Source organism: Streptomyces sp. NPDC020898 (assembly GCF_044333925.1).
GTDB lineage: Bacteria > Actinomycetota > Actinomycetes > Streptomycetales > Streptomycetaceae > Streptomyces.
The window spans coordinates 91,783-107,711 of the sequence record NZ_JBIRRV010000022.1; the positions used below are offsets into that span (position 1 = coordinate 91,783).

Annotated in this window: 14 protein-coding genes; 8 read left to right on the forward strand and 6 right to left on the reverse strand. The window is 70.2% G+C overall.

Annotated elements, in window-relative coordinates; translation table 11 throughout:
• Positions 1–45: 45 nt before the first annotated feature.
• Both ACH4TV_RS41790 and ACH4TV_RS41795 read right to left on the reverse strand, forming a co-directional pair.
• Positions 46–1,440, reverse strand: a complete 1,395-nt coding sequence (locus ACH4TV_RS41790; protein WP_398406612.1) for a metallopeptidase TldD-related protein — start codon at positions 1,438–1,440, stop codon at positions 46–48.
• Positions 1,437–2,960 (reverse strand): TldD/PmbA family protein, encoded by a 1,524-nt coding sequence (locus ACH4TV_RS41795; RefSeq protein ID WP_398406613.1) that lies wholly within the window; start codon positions 2,958–2,960, stop codon positions 1,437–1,439. Before ACH4TV_RS41795 ends, ACH4TV_RS41790 begins: the two co-directional genes overlap by 4 nt.
• A 312-nt stretch (positions 2,961–3,272) precedes the next feature.
• Here ACH4TV_RS41795 and fabG point away from each other — a divergent pair, with 312 nt between their 5' ends.
• The 3 genes from fabG to ACH4TV_RS41810 all read left to right on the forward strand — a co-directional run bounded on the left by fabG (position 3,273) and on the right by ACH4TV_RS41810 (position 5,276).
• The gene (fabG, locus tag ACH4TV_RS41800) at positions 3,273–3,977 is read left to right on the forward strand and encodes a 3-oxoacyl-[acyl-carrier-protein] reductase (protein ID WP_398406614.1); all 705 of its coding nucleotides are present in this window, start codon (positions 3,273–3,275) and stop codon (positions 3,975–3,977) included.
• Between the two features lie 5 nt (positions 3,978–3,982).
• Positions 3,983–4,750, forward strand: coding sequence for an enoyl-ACP reductase FabI (gene fabI / locus ACH4TV_RS41805; RefSeq protein WP_398406615.1), 768 nt, complete (start codon positions 3,983–3,985; stop codon positions 4,748–4,750).
• A gap of 172 nt (positions 4,751–4,922) precedes the next feature.
• Positions 4,923–5,276 carry a hypothetical protein gene (locus tag ACH4TV_RS41810; protein WP_398406616.1) on the forward strand — a complete coding sequence of 118 codons (354 nt, stop codon included), beginning with the start codon at positions 4,923–4,925 and terminating at the stop codon, positions 5,274–5,276.
• Here the strand turns inward: ACH4TV_RS41810 and ACH4TV_RS41815 are convergent.
• Complete coding sequence (locus ACH4TV_RS41815) at positions 5,251–5,949, reverse strand: FadR/GntR family transcriptional regulator (RefSeq protein WP_398406617.1); 699 nt, start codon at positions 5,947–5,949, stop codon at positions 5,251–5,253. The genes ACH4TV_RS41810 and ACH4TV_RS41815 overlap by 26 nt on opposite strands.
• Positions 5,950–6,032: 83 nt before the next feature.
• On the opposite strand from ACH4TV_RS41815, the gene ACH4TV_RS41820 reads away from it, so the two are divergent.
• The 4 genes from ACH4TV_RS41820 to ACH4TV_RS41835 all read left to right on the forward strand — a co-directional run bounded on the left by ACH4TV_RS41820 (position 6,033) and on the right by ACH4TV_RS41835 (position 8,502).
• The gene (locus ACH4TV_RS41820) at positions 6,033–7,355 is read left to right on the forward strand and encodes a CynX/NimT family MFS transporter (protein WP_398406618.1); all 1,323 of its coding nucleotides are present in this window, start codon (positions 6,033–6,035) and stop codon (positions 7,353–7,355) included.
• Between the two features lie 47 nt (positions 7,356–7,402).
• Positions 7,403–7,519, forward strand: coding sequence for an SGM_5486 family transporter-associated protein (locus tag ACH4TV_RS41825; protein ID WP_398406619.1), 117 nt, complete (start codon positions 7,403–7,405; stop codon positions 7,517–7,519).
• Positions 7,520–7,685: 166 nt separating this feature from the next.
• Positions 7,686–7,892: a hypothetical protein gene (locus tag ACH4TV_RS41830; RefSeq protein WP_398406620.1), complete on the forward strand. Its 207-nt coding sequence runs from the start codon at positions 7,686–7,688 to the stop codon at positions 7,890–7,892.
• 85 nt (positions 7,893–7,977) lie between these two features.
• The gene (locus tag ACH4TV_RS41835) at positions 7,978–8,502 is read left to right on the forward strand and encodes a SixA phosphatase family protein (RefSeq protein ID WP_398406621.1); all 525 of its coding nucleotides are present in this window, start codon (positions 7,978–7,980) and stop codon (positions 8,500–8,502) included.
• 148 nt (positions 8,503–8,650) lie between these two features.
• On the opposite strand, the gene serB is transcribed toward ACH4TV_RS41835, so the two are convergent.
• Both serB and ACH4TV_RS41845 read right to left on the reverse strand, forming a co-directional pair.
• A complete protein-coding gene (gene serB / locus ACH4TV_RS41840; RefSeq protein WP_398406622.1) occupies positions 8,651–9,853 on the reverse strand; it encodes a phosphoserine phosphatase SerB in 1,203 nt (400 codons plus the stop codon).
• Between the two features lie 105 nt (positions 9,854–9,958).
• Positions 9,959–12,067, reverse strand: coding sequence for a streptophobe family protein (locus ACH4TV_RS41845; protein WP_398406623.1), 2,109 nt, complete (start codon positions 12,065–12,067; stop codon positions 9,959–9,961).
• Positions 12,068–12,307: 240 nt separating this feature from the next.
• Between ACH4TV_RS41845 and ACH4TV_RS41850 the strand changes: the two genes are divergently transcribed.
• Positions 12,308–14,827: an FHA domain-containing protein gene (locus ACH4TV_RS41850; protein WP_398406624.1), complete on the forward strand. Its 2,520-nt coding sequence runs from the start codon at positions 12,308–12,310 to the stop codon at positions 14,825–14,827.
• A gap of 94 nt (positions 14,828–14,921) precedes the next feature.
• Here ACH4TV_RS41850 and ACH4TV_RS41855 read toward each other — a convergent pair whose 3' ends face one another.
• Positions 14,922–15,671: a transglycosylase SLT domain-containing protein gene (locus tag ACH4TV_RS41855; RefSeq protein ID WP_398406625.1), complete on the reverse strand. Its 750-nt coding sequence runs from the start codon at positions 15,669–15,671 to the stop codon at positions 14,922–14,924.
• Positions 15,672–15,929: the final 258 nt, after the last annotated feature.

Genomic DNA, 15,929 nt, shown 5'->3' on the forward strand with positions numbered 1-15,929 from the left:
CGTACAGTCAGTTGTACGGCAGTCGAGTGACTATCGGCTACGAGGTTATACGCCCTGGCTGACAGAGCTCATATTGAAATCCGGGATGCGCAGCGGGGGCATCGCGGCCCTGGTGAACCAGTCGCTCCACTCGCGGGGCAGCGTCTTCTCCGTCCGCCCGGCCTCGACGGCCCGTCCCAGCAGGCCCACCGGCGACTCGTTGAACCGGAAGTTGTTGACCTCGCCGCTGACCTCGCCGTTCTCGACGAGGTACACCCCGTCGCGGGTCAGGCCGGTCAGCAGCAGGGTGGCCGGGTCGACCTCGCGGATGTACCAGAGGCAGGTCAGCAACAGCCCGCGTTCGGTGTTCGCGACCATCTCCTCCAGGGACCTGTCCTCGCCCCCGTCCAGGACGATGTTCCCGATCGCCGGGGACACCGGCAGGCCGGTCAGTCCGGCGGTGTGCCGGGAGGTGATCAGCCGGTTCAGCTCGCCCTCGCGGATCCACTCGGTGGCGCTCAGCGGCAGTCCGTTGTCGAACACCGACTGGTCGTCGCCGGAGGAGTGGGCGAGCAGGAACGGCGAGGCTTCCAGCCCCGGCTCGTTCGGGTCGCTGCGCAGGGTCAGCGGCAGCTCGGTGAGCTTCTCGCCGATACGTGTCCCGCCGCCCGGCTTGGAGAACACCGTGCGCCCCTCGGCGGCGTCCCGCGCCGATGCCGACCACAGCTGGTAGATCAGCAGGTCGGCGACGGCGGTCGGCGGCAGCAGCGTCTCGTACCGCCCGGCCGGCAGCTCGATCCGCCGCTCCGCCCAGCCGAGCCGTACGGCGAGTTCGGCGTCGAGGGCCGCGGGGTCGACGTCCTTGAAGTCCCGCGTCGACCGCCCGGCCCACGCGGAACGCGTACGGTCCGGGGACTTGGCGTTCAGCTCCAGCGTCCCGTTGGGCTGGTCATGGCGCAGGCGCAGCCCCGTCGACGTACCCACATAGCTCGACACCAGCTCGTGGTTGGCGAAGCCGTACAGTTCCCGGCCGCCGGCACGCGCGCGGGCGAACGATTCGCCGAGCGCCGGCGCGAAGTCGACGAACACCGCGGACGAGGTCTCGGTGGGCGCGTCCGTGAAGTCGGGTGACGCCGGCACTCCCGCGACCAGCGGCTGGGCGTCCTCTGCCGGACCGGCGCCCCGCGCGGCGGCCTCGGCGGCCCGCACCAGCGGTTCCAGCTCGTCGGTGGTGACGGCCGAGCGGGAGACCACCCCGGAGGCGGTGCCCTGCTTGCCGCCGACGGTCGCGACGACGGTGAGCGTGCGCCCGCGCGTGACCCCGTTGGTGGTGAGGGCGTTGCCCGCCCAGCGCAGGTTGGCGGTCGACTGCTCGTCGGCGATGACGACACACCCGTCGGCCCGGGACAGCTCAAGGGCACGCTCGACGACCTCGTGCGGCTTGTTCATGCGGGCGCTCATCGACCGGCCTCCTGCGTGGTGTTGAGAATGTTGACGCCCTTGAAGAGGGCCGACGGGCACCCGTGGGACACGGCCGCGACCTGACCCGGCTGGGCCTTGCCGCAGTTGAAGGCGCCGCCCAGGACGTACGTCTGGGGGCCGCCGACAGCCGCCATCGAACCCCAGAAGTCGGTGGTCGTCGCCTGGTAGGCCACGTCACGCAACTGCCCGGTGATGCGCCCGTTCTCGATCTTGAAGAACCGCTGCCCGGTGAACTGGAAGTTGTACCGCTGCATGTCGATGGACCAGGAACGGTCCCCGACGACATAGATCCCGCGGTCGACCCCGCCGATGAGATCCTCGGTCGGCAGCCCGCCCGGATCCGGCTGCAGCGACACATTGGCCATGCGCTGCACGGGCACATGCCCGGGGGAGTCGGCGTACGCGCACCCGTTGGACCGCTCGAAGCCGGTCAGCTTCGCGATCCGCCGGTCCAGCTGATAGCCCACCAACGTCCCGTCCTTCACCAGGTCCCACGACTGTCCGGCGACGCCCTCGTCGTCGTACCCGATGGTCGCGAGACCGTGTTCGGCGGTGCGGTCGCCGGTGACGTTCATCAGCTCGGAGCCGTACTTGAGCTTGCCGAGCTGGTCGAAGGTGGCGAAGGAGGTGCCCGCGTACGCGGCCTCGTAACCGAGCGCCCGGTCCAGCTCGGTGGCGTGGCCGATGGACTCGTGGATGGTCAGCCACAGGTTCGACGGGTCGACGACCAGGTCGTACAGCCCCGCTTCGACGCTCGGCGCCCGCATCTTCTCGGCGAGCAGCGCGGGGATCTGGTCGAGCTCGGAGTCCCAGTCCCATCCCGTACCCGTGAGGTACTCCCAGCCGCGTCCGACGGGCGGCGCGATGGTCCGCATCGAGTCGAACTCGCCGCTCGACTCGTCGACGGAGACGGCCGTGAACTGCGGGTGCAGGCGCACCCGTTGCTGGGTGGTGACGGTCCCTGCGGTGTCGGCGTAGAACTTGTTCTCGTGGACGGTGAGCAGCGACGCGTCGACGTGGTTGACCCCGTTCGCCGCGAGCAGCCGCGCGCTCCACTCGGCCAGCAGCCCCGCCTTCTCCTCGTCGGGCACGGTGAACGGATCGATCTCGTACGACGAGACCCACGTCCGGTCCGCGTGCACCGGCTCCCCGGCCAGCTCCACCCGCTCGTCGGAGCCCGCCGCCTTGATCACCTGGGCGGAGAGCTTCGCCATGGCCACGGCCTGCGAGGCGACCTTCGCGGCGGCGTCCATGGTCAGATCCACGCCGGACGCGAACCCCCAGGTACCGCCGTGCACCACCCGCACCGCGTACCCCAGATCGGTGGTGTCCGACGACCCGGACGGCTTGGCGTCCCGCAGCCGCCAGGACGCGCTACGCACCCGCTCGAACCGGAAATCGGCGTGCTCGGCCCCGAGGGCACGCGCACGTGCGAGGGCGGCGTCGGCCAGGGCACGGAGGGGAAGTGCCAGGAATGACTGATCGACCTCATGGGCCATGAGCGGCCTCTCCTTGTCGCGGTGGGCGGGATGCGTCTGTCTCGCAGTGAATCATGCAGGTCTGACATCGCGGCTTCCAACGGATTCGGCTCAATCAGGACGGTGCGGGAACCCGGCACCGACGGGGCGGGACAAGGCGCCCTGCCCGTCGCGGAGTGCCCGCCGACTGTAGAGACCCGACAGGACGAGGGGTGAGCCACTGTCGATGCCCGATTGCCCGAGCGGTCGGCGGGACCGATAGGTTTTTGCAGAAGCAGCCTGTCAACCCGGGTGTTCGGACGGGTGTTGAAACGCTAACGAAAGGGTGATCCGTTGAGCCGCTCGGTTCTCGTCACCGGAGGCAACCGGGGCATCGGCCTCGCCATCGCCCGCGCGTTCGCCGATGCCGGCGACAAGGTCGCCGTCACGTACCGTTCCGGTGAGCCGCCCCAGGGCTTCCTCGCCGTCAAGTGCGACATCACCGACACCGAGCAGGTGGAGCAGGCCTACAAGGAGATCGAGGCCGAGCACGGCCCGGTCGAGGTCCTCGTCGCCAACGCCGGTGTCACCAAGGACCAGCTCCTGATGCGCATGTCCGAGGAGGACTTCACGTCCGTCCTCGACACCAACCTCACCGGCACCTTCCGCGTCGTCAAGCGCGCCAACCGCGGCATGCTGCGCGCCAAGAAGGGCCGCGTCGTGCTGATCTCGTCGGTCGTCGGGCTGTACGGCTCGCCGGGGCAGGCCAACTACGCCGCCTCCAAGGCCGGCCTTGTCGGCTTCGCACGCTCCCTCGCCCGGGAGCTGGGCTCGCGCAACATCACGTTCAACGTGGTCGCGCCCGGCTTCGTCGACACCGACATGACCAAGGTCCTCACCGACGAGCAGCGCGCGGGCATCGTCGCGCAGGTGCCGCTCGGGCGGTACGCGCAGCCGGAGGAGATCGCCGCGACGGTGCGGTTCCTCGCCTCGGACGACGCCTCGTACATCACTGGAGCCGTCATCCCTGTTGACGGCGGACTGGGAATGGGTCACTGATCACCATGAGCGGAATTCTCGAGGGCAAGCGCGTCCTGATCTCCGGTGTGCTGATGGAGTCCTCCATCGCCTTCCACGCCGCCAAGCTGGCCCAGGAGCAGGGTGCCGAGATCATCCTGACCGCGTTCCCGCGGCCCACGCTGACCGAGCGCATCGCCAGGAAGCTGCCGAAGCCCACCAAGGTCATCGAGCTCGACGTCACCAACGACGAGCACCTCGGCCGGCTGGCCGACCTCGTCGGCGAGGAGCTCGGCGGCCTCGACGGCGTCGTGCACTCCATCGGCTTCGCCCCGCAGGACGCCCTCGGCGGCAACTTCCTCAACACCCCGTTCGAGTCCGTGGCCACCGCCATGCACGTCTCGGCGTACTCCCTGAAGTCGCTGACCATGGCCTGCCTGCCGCTGATGCAGAACGGTGGCTCGGTCGTCGGCCTCACCTTCGACGCGCAGTACGCCTGGCCGCAGTACGACTGGATGGGCCCCGCCAAGGCCGCCCTGGAGGCCACCAGCCGCTATGTGGCGCGTGACCTGGGCAAGCAGAACATCCGCTGCAACCTCATCTCCGCGGGCCCTCTCGCCTCGATGGCCGCCAAGTCCATCCCGGGCTTCGGCGAGCTGGCCTCCGTGTGGGACGCCCGGTCGCCCCTGGAGTGGGACCTCAAGGACCCGGACCCGGCCGGCCGCGGCATCGTCGCCCTGCTGAGCGACTGGTTCCCGAAGACCACCGGCGAGATCATCCACGTGGACGGCGGGCTGCACGCGATCGGCGCGTGACGCTGCCGCCGTGGCTCGAGTGAAGAGTGAGGGCCCGCGTCCTTCGGGATGCGGGCCCTCACCCTTCACCCGTTCGGCCCACCTGGCCGGGCGGGGAGGCGGTACAACTGCGCACTCTGGATTACGCGTTCACCCTGCGCTTCCCTCCCCAGCACGGCCGAGGAGGTCCCTTGTGCGCCTGTCCCGCAGCCTGGCCCCAGTGACCGTCGCCGTCTGCCTCGTGATGTCCGTCCCGTACGACGCAATGCCGCACGCGCGCGTGGAGGTACGTGAAGCCGCCGCACCGGAGCCGTTCGGTTCCTGGTGCCGCAGCCGGGTCACGGGCTCTCACGTGACCGCGTACTGCCACAACCCCTATCCGCGTACCGACAGCGTCAGCCTGCACATCGAGTGCGACCGTTGGTGGGACGTCGACAGTGACTCGGCGGCGGTCGACGCCGGGCCGGCGCAGACCGTACGGCTGACCGGCCGCTGCTGGAAAGAGGTCCGCTCCGTGTGGGTCAGCCACCGGAAGCGGGCGCGCTGAGCCGCCCCGGGCGGCACAGGAAGGGGTAGCCGGCGGCCTCCTCGGCCGCGGTGGCCGCGTCGCCCGCGCGGATCGCGTCGACCAGCAGCGCGTGATCCATGTGCGTCTCCGGTGTCAGTTCCTCGCCGATGTCCTCGCGCAGCCAGTCCCGCAGCACCTCGCCGAGGTCCGCGTACATCGCGGTCATCACGTCGTTGTGGGAGGCCGACACCACCGCGAGATGGAAGGTGGCGTCCGCTGTCACGAAGGCCTCCGCGTCGCCCGACTCCCAGGCCTCCTCACGCCGTACGAGGAGCGCGTCGAGCTGCTTGAGGTCCTTCTCCGTGCGCCGCTCGGCGGCCAGCCTCGCCGCGGACGACTCCAGCGTCGAACGCAGCTCGGCGATGTGCCGCGGGTCCGCGTCGGCGAACCGGCGGTGCATCACACCGGCCAGCTCACTGGTCGCCACGACGTACGTGCCCGAGCCCTGGCGGATGTCCAGCAGCCCGTTGTGCGCGAGGGCCCGGACCGCCTCACGGATCGTGTTCCGGGCGACCCCGAGCTGCTCGACCAGCTCGGGCTCGGTGGGGATACGGGAACCGACGGGCCACTCGCCCGAGGTGATCTGGTTCCGCAGGGCGGCGATGACCTGCTCGGACAGGGCCGATCGGCGGGGGTGGCTCAGCGGCGGCATGGCACACCTTCGCATGGGAGGACGTCGTCGGACACCTGAGGGCGGTCAGCCCCAGGGGGTACACCCAATCATCCCATGATTCTATGATGGGCGTCATGGTGAGCGAGGAAACCCGGACGACGAAGTCCACGTCCATACCCGGCGAACCCGGGGGAGCGGCCCCGCGCGCGTGGCTGACGCGGCTGGTCGTCGTCGGCATCGTGCTGTCCGCCCTCAACCTCCGCCCGGCCATCACCAGCCTCGGCGCCCTCCTCGAAGAGGTGCGTGACGGGCTCGACATGAGCGGCACCGCGGCCGGCGTGCTCACCTCCGTACCCCCGTTCTGTTTCGCCCTCTTCGGCGTCATGGCACCGCGTCTGGCCCGCCGCTTCGGCGCCGGGGCGGTGGTCTGCGCGGGCATGGCCGCCATCGCCACCGGCCTGGCGATCCGGCCCTACACGGGCACCACAGCCGGCTTCCTGGCCGCCAGCGCGCTCGCCCTCATGGGCATCGCGGTCAGCAATGTGCTGATGCCGGTCATCGTCAAACGCTGGTTCCCGGACCGGGTCGGTTCCATGACGGGCCTGTACTCGATGGCCCTCGCCCTCGGCACCGCCGCCGCGGCGGCGATCACCGTGCCCATGACCGAGGCGCTGGGCGGGAGTTGGCGGAGCGGACTGGCCGTCTGGGCGGTTCTCGCGGCGGCAGCCGTGGTGCCCTGGATTCCGCTGGCACGGGAACGGGGCACGGCTCACGCGGACCGGGAGGCGCCCTCCGCGCGCGGGACGTCCTCCACGGGCACCACGTCCTCCACGGGTTCCCCGAGGGAGGCAGCCGGCGCCCTGCGCATCACCCGGAGCCGGACCGCCTGGGCGCTCGCCGTGTTCTTCGGGCTCCAGGCCACCGCCGCCTACGTCACCATGGGCTGGATGGCGCAGATCTTCCGCGACGCGGGCGTCCCGGCCGGCACCGCCGGACTCCTGCTCGCCGTGACCATGGCGATGGGCGTGCCGCTCGCCTTCGTCATCCCGCGGGTCGCCACCCGCCTGCCCCACCAGGGGCCGATCGTGATCGCGCTCGGCGTGTGCGGCCTCGTCGGATACGCGGGCCTGTACCTCGCGCCGGCCGGCGGCGCCTGGGCCTGGGCGGTACTCCTCGGCATCGCCAACTGCGCCTTCCCGCTGGCCCTCACGATGGTCGGGATGCGGGCCAGGACAGGGGCGGGCGTCGCCCAGCTGTCGGCCTTCGCACAGAGCACCGGATACCTGATCTCCATCCCAGGGCCGCTTCTCGTGGGGGTGCTCTACCAGCACAGCGGTGGCTGGGGGCTGCCGATCGCACTGATGGCCGGTCTGATGGTCCCGCAGATGGTGGTGGGCGTACTGGCGGGACGCGACCGCACGGTGGAGGACGAAGCGGCCCGCTGACCCCACCCCGGGGGACGGGCGGGGGCGACGGGTGCGAGACTGGCTGTATGCCATTGCTCGACCCGAACCCCCAGAACGGCCAGAAGAAGATGCTGCTCGTCTTCGGCTCGTTCTTCGCCATCTTCCTGATCATCGCCGTCATCGCGACGATCGCCTCACCGTGAGAGTCGGCAGAGGCGGTGGTGGGGGTATCCCCACCATCCCCTAGGGGGCGAGTATCAGGGTCAAGTGGGTGGATCACCGGATGGGTTGAGGGCCGCGGGTTCCGTAACTTCGAAGCGTGGCCACGAGATGCGGGCCACGGACCGCTCGAAGACCCACGGAGGCATCATGCCGGCCCACACGCACTCCCGGCCCCTTCCGGCGACCACGCGTGGAGTCGACATACGGCTGCCGTGGTGGGCCCTGGCCCTGCCGACGCTCGCGTTCGTCGTGCTGCTCGCGCTGATCCTGAACCCGACCGACGCACAGGCGGCGACGGGCGACCCGGCCATCACCCACATCCTTGAGCGCGCGCGGGACATGGTGACGCGTTGAGTGCCGTGAACGCCCCATTCCCACCTGTGGAGCCGCCCGTCAACTCCCTGCGCCCCATGGCGTGTTTCATGCGAAGCTGGGTGCCATGAGCGTCGCAGAATCCCGCAAGATCGTCCTCTTCCGGCATGCGAAAGCGGACTGGCCCCAGGTGACCGACCACGAGCGGCCGCTCGCTGACCGGGGACGCAAGGACGCCGCCGTCGCCGGACGCAAGCTGGCCGACACCGGCATCCCCCTCGACCTGGCCCTCTGCTCCACCGCCACCCGGACCCGTGAGACCTGGAAACTCGCGGTCCACGAACTCCCGCAACGGCCGAAGACCGTCTACGAGGAGCGGATCTACGAAGCCGCACCCGGTGAGCTCATCGCCCTGCTCAACGAAACCCCGGACGACACCCAGAACGTGGTCCTCGTCGGCCACAATCCAGGAGTGCAGGCCCTCGCCGAAATCCTGGCCCCCGAGTCCGAATCCGAGGACGAGGCCCGCACCAGGATGACCAGCCGGGGTTTCCCGGCCGCGGCCTTCGCGGTCCTCTCCTTCCCGGGCTCCTGGAAGGGCCTGGAGCCCGGCATGGCGACGCTGCTCGACTACTGGGCCCCGCCGGAGTAGAACCCCGGTCCGGTCACGGCCGGCGGCACAGGCGTCCCCCGCTCGAACGGAGTGGAGAGCGGGGGAGGGCAGGCACAGCCGAACCCGCACCCGGCGACGAAACAGAAGTCCCCACCAAAGAGCAGCCGCCCGCCGAACTCCCAGCGGGTTACTCGTGGGTGTCCGCCGCCTCGACCTCTTCCCGAGTGACACCCAGCAGATACAGCACGGTGTCCAGGAAGGGGAAGTTCACCGCCGTGTGTGCGGCCTCCCGCACGACCGGCTTGGCGTTGAAGGCGACGCCGAGACCCGCCGCGTTCAGCATGTCCAGGTCGTTCGCCCCGTCACCGATCGCCACGGTCTGATCCAGCGGCACCCCGGCCTCAGCGGCGAACCGCCGCAGCAGCCGGGCCTTGCCCGCCCGGTCCACGATCTCGCCGACGACCTTGCCCGTCAGCTTCCCGTCGATGATCTCCAGCGTGTTGGCCTGGGCGAAGTCCAGCCCGAGCCGCTCCTTCAGATCATCCGTGACCTGCGTGAACCCACCCGAGACGACACCGACCTCGAAGCCGAGCCGCTTCAGCGTACGGATCAGTGTGCGCGCCCCCGGCGTGAGCCGGACCTCGCTGCGCACCTTGTCCACCACCGACGCGTCGAGCCCCTTGAGCAGCGCCACGCGCGCGTGCAGCGACTGCTCGAAGTCCAGTTCCCCGCGCATCGCGGCGGCGGTCACCTGGGCGACCTCGTCCTCGCAGCCCGCGTGCGCGGCGAAGAGCTCGATCACCTCGTCCTGGATGAGCGTCGAGTCCACATCCATGACGACCAACCGCTGCGCCCGCCGGTGCAGCCCCGCCGCGACAACCGCGATGTCGACACCCAGTGCCGCCGCGTCGGTGACCAGGGCGGTCCGCAGCACCGCGGTCTCGACACCGGAGACGGCGAACTCGACGGCCGTCACGGGGTACTTGGCGAGCCGGAAGATGCGGTCGATGTTGCCGCCGGCGCGGGTGATCCGCGCCGCGATCGCGGCGGTCGACTCGGCGGTCAGCGGATGCCCGAGCACGGTGACGAGCGAACGCCCGAGCCCGCGCGGCCGGTTGTCACCGAGCCCGGAGATGATCTCCGCCTGCATCTTCATGGACTCCGCCCAGTTGTGGACGGTGGACCGCAGATCGCCTTCTATCCCGGCAGGCGGCTGTGTCACGAGCGCGCACAGCACCATGCGGCCACGCGTGACGACCTGCTCGATGTCGACGACGTCCACGGAGTAGGCGGCAAGCGTGTCGAACAGACCGGCGGTGATGCCCGGCCTGTCCTTGCCGAAGATTTTGACGAGAAGAGTGGGTACGTCAGCGGTCTGCGTAGCGTTCATGGTGTTTCCACCGTATCCGGCACCCAGTGCCTACCGCGCACGCGGTCCGCCTGACGGACAGGGAACACTACCTTTCATGACGGTGGCGGCGACCTTACGAGCAGGTCAGCGCCGTCCTTTGGGTGTACGCGGCGGTGGCGGCGGGGTGGGCGGATGCGGTGGCGGGGGAAGCGTCCGCTTCTCCTGCGGCGACTCCGGCGAACCGTCGCCCTTCCGGGCCCCGGGCCGTCGCGGCGGCGGTGAGACCGGCCTGGCCATGGTGGGGAGGCCGTACAGGTTTTCGGGCGGCTGGTCCCCCTCACCCGGACGATCGCCCTCACCCGGGCCGCCCCGCTCACCGGCGTCGTCGCCTTCCCCCGGCCCGGTCCCCGCACCGGAGCCCGCCCGCTCGGGCGGACCGCTCGCGCTGGGCGGCTGAGCTCCCGGACGCGGGACGCCGGGCGCCCACCCGCCCTCGTGCGGCCGTCGGCTCCCCGGGACCGGGCCGCTCCCGGATCCCTGCCCACCGCCGCCCCCGTAGGGCCGTCCCGCCTCGGGCGGGCGCGCGTCCTCGGGTTCCAGAAGCCCGTCGGGCCGCCGCAGATACGGATTGGTGTCACGGTTGGGCGGCCGGTACGGCGAGCTGGGCACGTACGGGCCGGGCCCGCCCGCCTGCTCCGGGTGAACGCCGTACCGCGCCTCCTCGACCCCCGTACCCGCCACCCGAGTCGTCCCCACGTCCCCCGATGTCCCGGTCGCCGCCTCCGCGCCGCCCTCTTCAGCGGGCCTCGCCCACACGTCACCCAGTGCCAACGGCACCGCCCGCCATCCCGCCGCCCCGCTCGCGTACGCCAGCAGCGCACCGGCGGCTCCCGCGGCCGCGCCCCACACCGCGCCCAGCAGCAGGGCCGCGACCAGTTGCCCGTGCAGTTCGATTCCGGCGCCGAACGCGTCGAAGCCCAGGACCGAGATCGAGGCGTCCACGGACACCTCCGTCAGCCAGGCGAGCAGCGGCAGGGCCAGCGCGGTGACCGCCCCCAGTCGCACCGCGCACTGCCCGGCGAAACGCAGGGCACCGGGATCCCGTACGGCGAGCGGCACCCGCTCGTCGACGTCGGCCGGCCCGACTCCCCGGGCCAGCGGCGTCCGGGCCGCCGCGAGGATGCCCGCGAGCAGCATCATCAGGATCGCCGCGACTCCCAACAGCCATACGCGGCTGTCCAGTTCGGCCAGTTCGCCCAGACTGACGGACTGGTCGGTCTCCGAGCTCAGGAGCCTGTCCAGGGGGTCCGGTAGGACGTTCACCAGGATCCCCGACGCGCTGCCGTCGAACGGGACGAACAGGCCGATCGGGATGCCCAGCCAGACCCCGTTGGGGGCGCCGAGCAGGGCCGCGCCCGCGATGCGTTGGGGGTTGTCGTCGCCGATCGCCGCGTACGCGGCTGCCGCGAGCCCCGCCGCGACCGCCACCAGCAACACGGTGACCAGGGCGGACGCCGCCGGACGGACGACGCGGTGGACGGCTTCCCAGCCTCGCGGCAGGGGAGTGCGGCGGGAGGAGAGCAGGGCGATCGTCAGGACCACGGCCGCCCAGACCATGCCGCCGAGCAGGGTGGGGAGCGTGTCGACGGTGAAGCCGACCGCCGCCTCCGCGTCGATCAGGTCGCCGACCCGGTCGGGCAGGAGGCCGCTGATGTCGCCGAGCCCGGGGATGTCGATGCCCCCGCCCCCGTCGCCTCCTCCGCCGGTGCCCGGCAGGTCGTCGAGGCCCAGGCTGCCGCCGTCGATCGTGATGACGTCGTGCCCCGCCCAGGCCAGCCCGCCCAGGGTGGCCACGAAGAGGGCGATCACCGCGCCCGCGCGCGTGAGGAGTTCGGACGGGCTGATGACAACTCCCGCCGCGCGCAGGGACCGTAAGAAGAACCAGGACAAAAGCACCGCACCCACCAGGCCGACGCCCAGTGGCGTGATCTCGATGGCGGTGGCCGCCTCCGCTCCTTTCAGGCCGAAGGCCGACACATCACCGGACGGCGTGACCGAACCACCTGCCCCAAGTGCCACAACCGCCGCTGTCATCGGCCCGAGCGAGCCCGCGGAGTCCGCCTCCAGCAGATGCAGACCGAGCGCTGCTGTGCCCGCCATCCCGATCAACGCCCAGCTCACAGCGGCGATCGCGGAGAGCAGCACGTCTCCCCACGGCAGCCTCCTGCCCTGCTCGGCGGTCTCGATGCTCATCGTCAGCCCCCGATCCGCGCGGCGGCGGTCCACCGCGCGTGTCCCCCTCGCGTGGGATTACCACTCTCCGGGCCGGTTTCCACCCAGTCAACGGCGCGTCGCTGTCCGCTTCCACGCCCCTTCCGCAAGACCCGACTTTCGGTCAGGGGGCTGAGCCTGAAATAGTTCCCCACGATGTTCGACATCCCTAGACTCCCCGTGTTGGGGCAAATTTCGGGGGACAACTCAGTGGGGCATGGAGTGCCGGAACTCGTACTGGAATTGAACGGCAGGACCTGGACGCTCGATTCGTCCAGGCCCTATACCCTCGGACGTGATCCGCAGGGAGACATCGTGCTCGATGACGCCAGGGTCTCCTGGCGGCACGCCACGATCAGCTGGGGCAGCCGCAGCTGGGTCATCGAGGACCACGGCAGCACCAACGGCACCTTTGTGCAGGGCCAGCGCATCCACCAGATGGAGATCGGGCCGGGCTCGGCCGTCCATCTCGGCAACGCGACCGACGGCCCGCGCCTGAACCTCTCCAGCAGCGCGGCCTCGGTCGCGTCGCCGCAGGTGGCGCAGCCTGAGCAGCAGCCGTACGCGGCACAGGGCGCGAGCCCCGGCTGGGCTCAGCAGCCGCCGCAGCAACAGACGCCGGAGCAGAGCTGGCCGCAGTCCCAGCCGCAGCAGCACGCTGCCGCGATCCCGCAGCAGCAGGGCCCCGGCCCGGACGCGGGGGCGCCGCCGGTGTACGGCGACCGCAGCCCGACCACCTTCCACCAACTGCTCCTCGGCCGCGTGATGCGCATCGGCCGCGCGCTGGAGAACGAACTGGTCGTCTCCGACCTCCAGGTCTCCCGCCACCACGCCGAGTTCCACGCGACGCCCGACGGCCGCTACGAGATCCGCGACCTGGGCTCGCACAACGGCACGTACGTCAACGGCATGCCGATCACCAAGGGCGGCACCGCGCTGCTCGGCCCGAACGACATCGTCGGCGTCGGCCACTCCACGTACCGCCTGGTCGGCGACCGCCTTGAGGAGTTCGTCGACACCGGCGAGATCTCCTTCTCGGCCCGCCACCTGACGGTCACGGTGGACGGCGGCAAGGACATCCTCAAGGACGTCTCCTTCGGCGTCCCGGAGAAGTCGCTGATCGCGGTCATCGGCCCGTCCGGCTCCGGCAAGTCGACGCTCCTGAAGGCGCTCACGGGCTACCGCCCGGCCAACCAGGGTGACGTCCTCTACGACAACCGGAACCTGTACAAGCAGTTCGCCGAGCTGCGCCAGCGCATCGGTCTGGTCCCGCAGGACGACATCCTGCACAAGGAACTGACCGTCAAGAAGGCCCTCAAGTACGCGGCCAAGCTGCGTTTCCCCGCCGACACCACGACGGCCGAGCGCGAGGCGCGGATAGGCGAGGTGCTGCGCGAGCTGAAGCTCGACATCCACAAGGAGAAGAAGGTCACCTCCCTCTCCGGCGGCCAGCGCAAGCGCGTCTCCGTGGCCCTGGAGCTGCTCACCAAGCCGTCGCTGATCTTCCTGGACGAGCCGACCTCCGGCCTCGACCCGGGCATGGACCGCGACGTCATGCAGCTGCTGCGCGGTCTCGCCGACGACGGCCGTACGGTCCTCGTCGTCACGCACTCCGTGGCCGAACTGGCGATCTGCGACAAGCTCCTCGTGATGGCGCCCGGCGGTGCCGTCGCCTACTTCGGCCCGCCCGAGGAGGCCCTGAACTTCTTCGGCTACGACACCTGGGCCGACGTCTTCTCCTCCTTCGAGAACTACCGCGACTACGACTGGGCGGGACGCTGGAAGGGCTCGCAGCACTACCAGATGTACGCCGCGGACATCGACGCCGTCGCCCCGCAGTCCGTACACATGCCGCCCGCGCAGGCCATGCGCCCGCCCAAGCCGCAGGGCTGGGGCTCCCAGCTGCTGACCCTGATCCGGCGGTACGTGACGGTCATCGCCTCCGACAAGGGCTTCCTGGCGCTGACGGTGATCCTGCCCGCGGTCCTGGGCGCGGTGAGCCTGCTCATCGACCCGGACAAGACCCTGCTGCCGGGCAAGGTGGGCAGAAGCGGCCTGAACATCCCCAACGGCACGGCCACCACCGTCCTGCTGATCCTCGCGGTCGGCGCCTGCTTCGCCGGCGCCGCGAACTCCGTCCGCGAACTGATCAAGGAACGGGTCATCTACGAACGGGAGCGCGCGACCGGTCTGTCGCGCTCCGCGTACCTGATGTCCAAGGTGATCGTCCTCGGCTTCATCACGGTCCTGCAGGGCCTCATGGTCGGCACGATCGGCTTCGCGAGCCGCACGATCCCGGAGGAGGGCCTGATCTTCGGCAAGTTCGTGCTGCTCGAACTCTCCATCCCGATCATGGCGCTCGGCTTCTCCTCGATGATGTTCGGCCTGGTCATCTCCTCGCTGGTGAAGACCTCCGAGAAGACCATGCCGCTGCTCGTCATGTTCGCGATCATCCAGGTCGTGTTCACCGGCTGCCTGTTCATCCTGCACGGCAACATCGGCGTCAACGAGTTCTCGTACCTGATGCCGTCCCGCTGGGCGGTCGCCGCCGCCGGTGCCACGCTGGACTTCAACAAGATCAGCCCGAACGTCGACGACCCGGGCAGCACGGACCCCCTCTGGGACCACACGGCCATGGCCTGGGGCATCGACATGGCCGCCCTGATCGCCCTCGGCGTGATCTGCGGCTTCTTCGTGGCCCGCTTCCTGCGCCGCCACGAACCCGAGGTCATGCGCAAGTGACCACGGCCGTACGGCCGGAAGTTCTGCTGCGACGGTGAAGGGCGGCACCCCGGTGGGGGTGCCGCCCTTCGGCGTACGAGAGGTCCGCGCGGCCTCAGTACGCGCCGTTGACGTTGTCGATCGAGCCGTACCTGTCGGCCGCGTAGTTGGCGGCGGCGGTGATGTTGGCGACCGGGTCGTACTGGCTGTGGACGGTGCCCGAGACGTGGTACGCGTCGAAGGTCGGCTTGATGACCTGCAGCAGGCCGATCGACGGGACGCCGTTGATGGCGTTGATGTCCCAGTTGTTGATCGCGTTCGGGTTGCCCGAGGACTCCCGCATGATGTTGCGGTACAGACCGTTGTACGAACCCGGGATGCCCTTGGACTTCATGATGTCCAGGGACTCCTTGATCCAGCCGTCGAGGTTGTTGGCGTACGTCTTCACGGCGGCCTTCTTGATCGCGGCGCGCTTGGCGGACCGGCTCGCGGCCTCCTTCGCCGCGCGTGCCTTCGCCGCCTTCGCGGCCGCCTTCTTCGCCGCTGCCTTCTTCGCGGCCGCCTTCTTCTGGGCCGCCGCCTTCGCGGCGGCCGCGTCGGCGGCCTTCTTCTTCGCCGCGGCGGCCTCGGCCTTCACGGTCGCGCCGGCCAGCTGGTCGGTGACGCTCGCCTTCACGTCCTTCAGCTGCTCCTGGCTGAACACCACAGGAGCGGCGGTGACGGCCTCGGAGGTGGTCTGCGCGTCCCCGGGCACGAGGGTGAACGCGAGGGCCGCAGCGCTGAGCGTGGCGGCTCCGGCGATCGCGAGCTTGCGGGTCCTGGCCGACGTACGGCTATGTCCAGGAGTGGCGGTGTTCTTGGGCATGGCGGGTGGACCTCTTCGAATAGCGCGGAGGTCGCTCGGCGTCCGGGGGGGACAGTGGTGCTTCCGGCACAAACGCCGCGGGCGGAACCCGCGGCGCTGAGCGACGGCTGCCATTCTTAGCGGCCGCAAAATTGTGTGGCAAAGGTGTGACGTACTACGGGGGGTAGTGGACCCCGGAACGGCAAATCAGGACAGACCGGAGCGTCTTTCCCGCTCACCGGGTGCGCCTTTGTCTCCTATGTTCCCTAGTAAGTGATG

Bases quoted from the DNA above. Each gene is read 5' to 3' on its own strand.
- fabI (WP_398406615.1), top strand. From the start codon at position 3,983: ATGAGCGGAATTCTCGAGGGCAAGCGCGTCCTGATCTCCGGTGTGCTG.
- serB (WP_398406622.1), bottom strand. From the start codon at position 9,853: ATGAACGCTACGCAGACCGCTGACGTACCCACTCTTCTCGTCAAAATC.
- ACH4TV_RS41790 (WP_398406612.1), bottom strand. From the start codon at position 1,440: ATGAGCGCCCGCATGAACAAGCCGCACGAGGTCGTCGAGCGTGCCCTT.
- ACH4TV_RS41845 (WP_398406623.1), bottom strand. From the start codon at position 12,067: ATGAGCATCGAGACCGCCGAGCAGGGCAGGAGGCTGCCGTGGGGAGAC.
- ACH4TV_RS41825 (WP_398406619.1), top strand. From the start codon at position 7,403: ATGCCATTGCTCGACCCGAACCCCCAGAACGGCCAGAAGAAGATGCTG.
- ACH4TV_RS41820 (WP_398406618.1), top strand. From the start codon at position 6,033: ATGATGGGCGTCATGGTGAGCGAGGAAACCCGGACGACGAAGTCCACG.
- ACH4TV_RS41835 (WP_398406621.1), top strand. From the start codon at position 7,978: ATGAGCGTCGCAGAATCCCGCAAGATCGTCCTCTTCCGGCATGCGAAA.
- ACH4TV_RS41855 (WP_398406625.1), bottom strand. From the start codon at position 15,671: ATGCCCAAGAACACCGCCACTCCTGGACATAGCCGTACGTCGGCCAGG.
- ACH4TV_RS41830 (WP_398406620.1), top strand. From the start codon at position 7,686: ATGCCGGCCCACACGCACTCCCGGCCCCTTCCGGCGACCACGCGTGGA.
- ACH4TV_RS41795 (WP_398406613.1), bottom strand. From the start codon at position 2,960: ATGGCCCATGAGGTCGATCAGTCATTCCTGGCACTTCCCCTCCGTGCC.
- ACH4TV_RS41815 (WP_398406617.1), bottom strand. From the start codon at position 5,949: ATGCCGCCGCTGAGCCACCCCCGCCGATCGGCCCTGTCCGAGCAGGTC.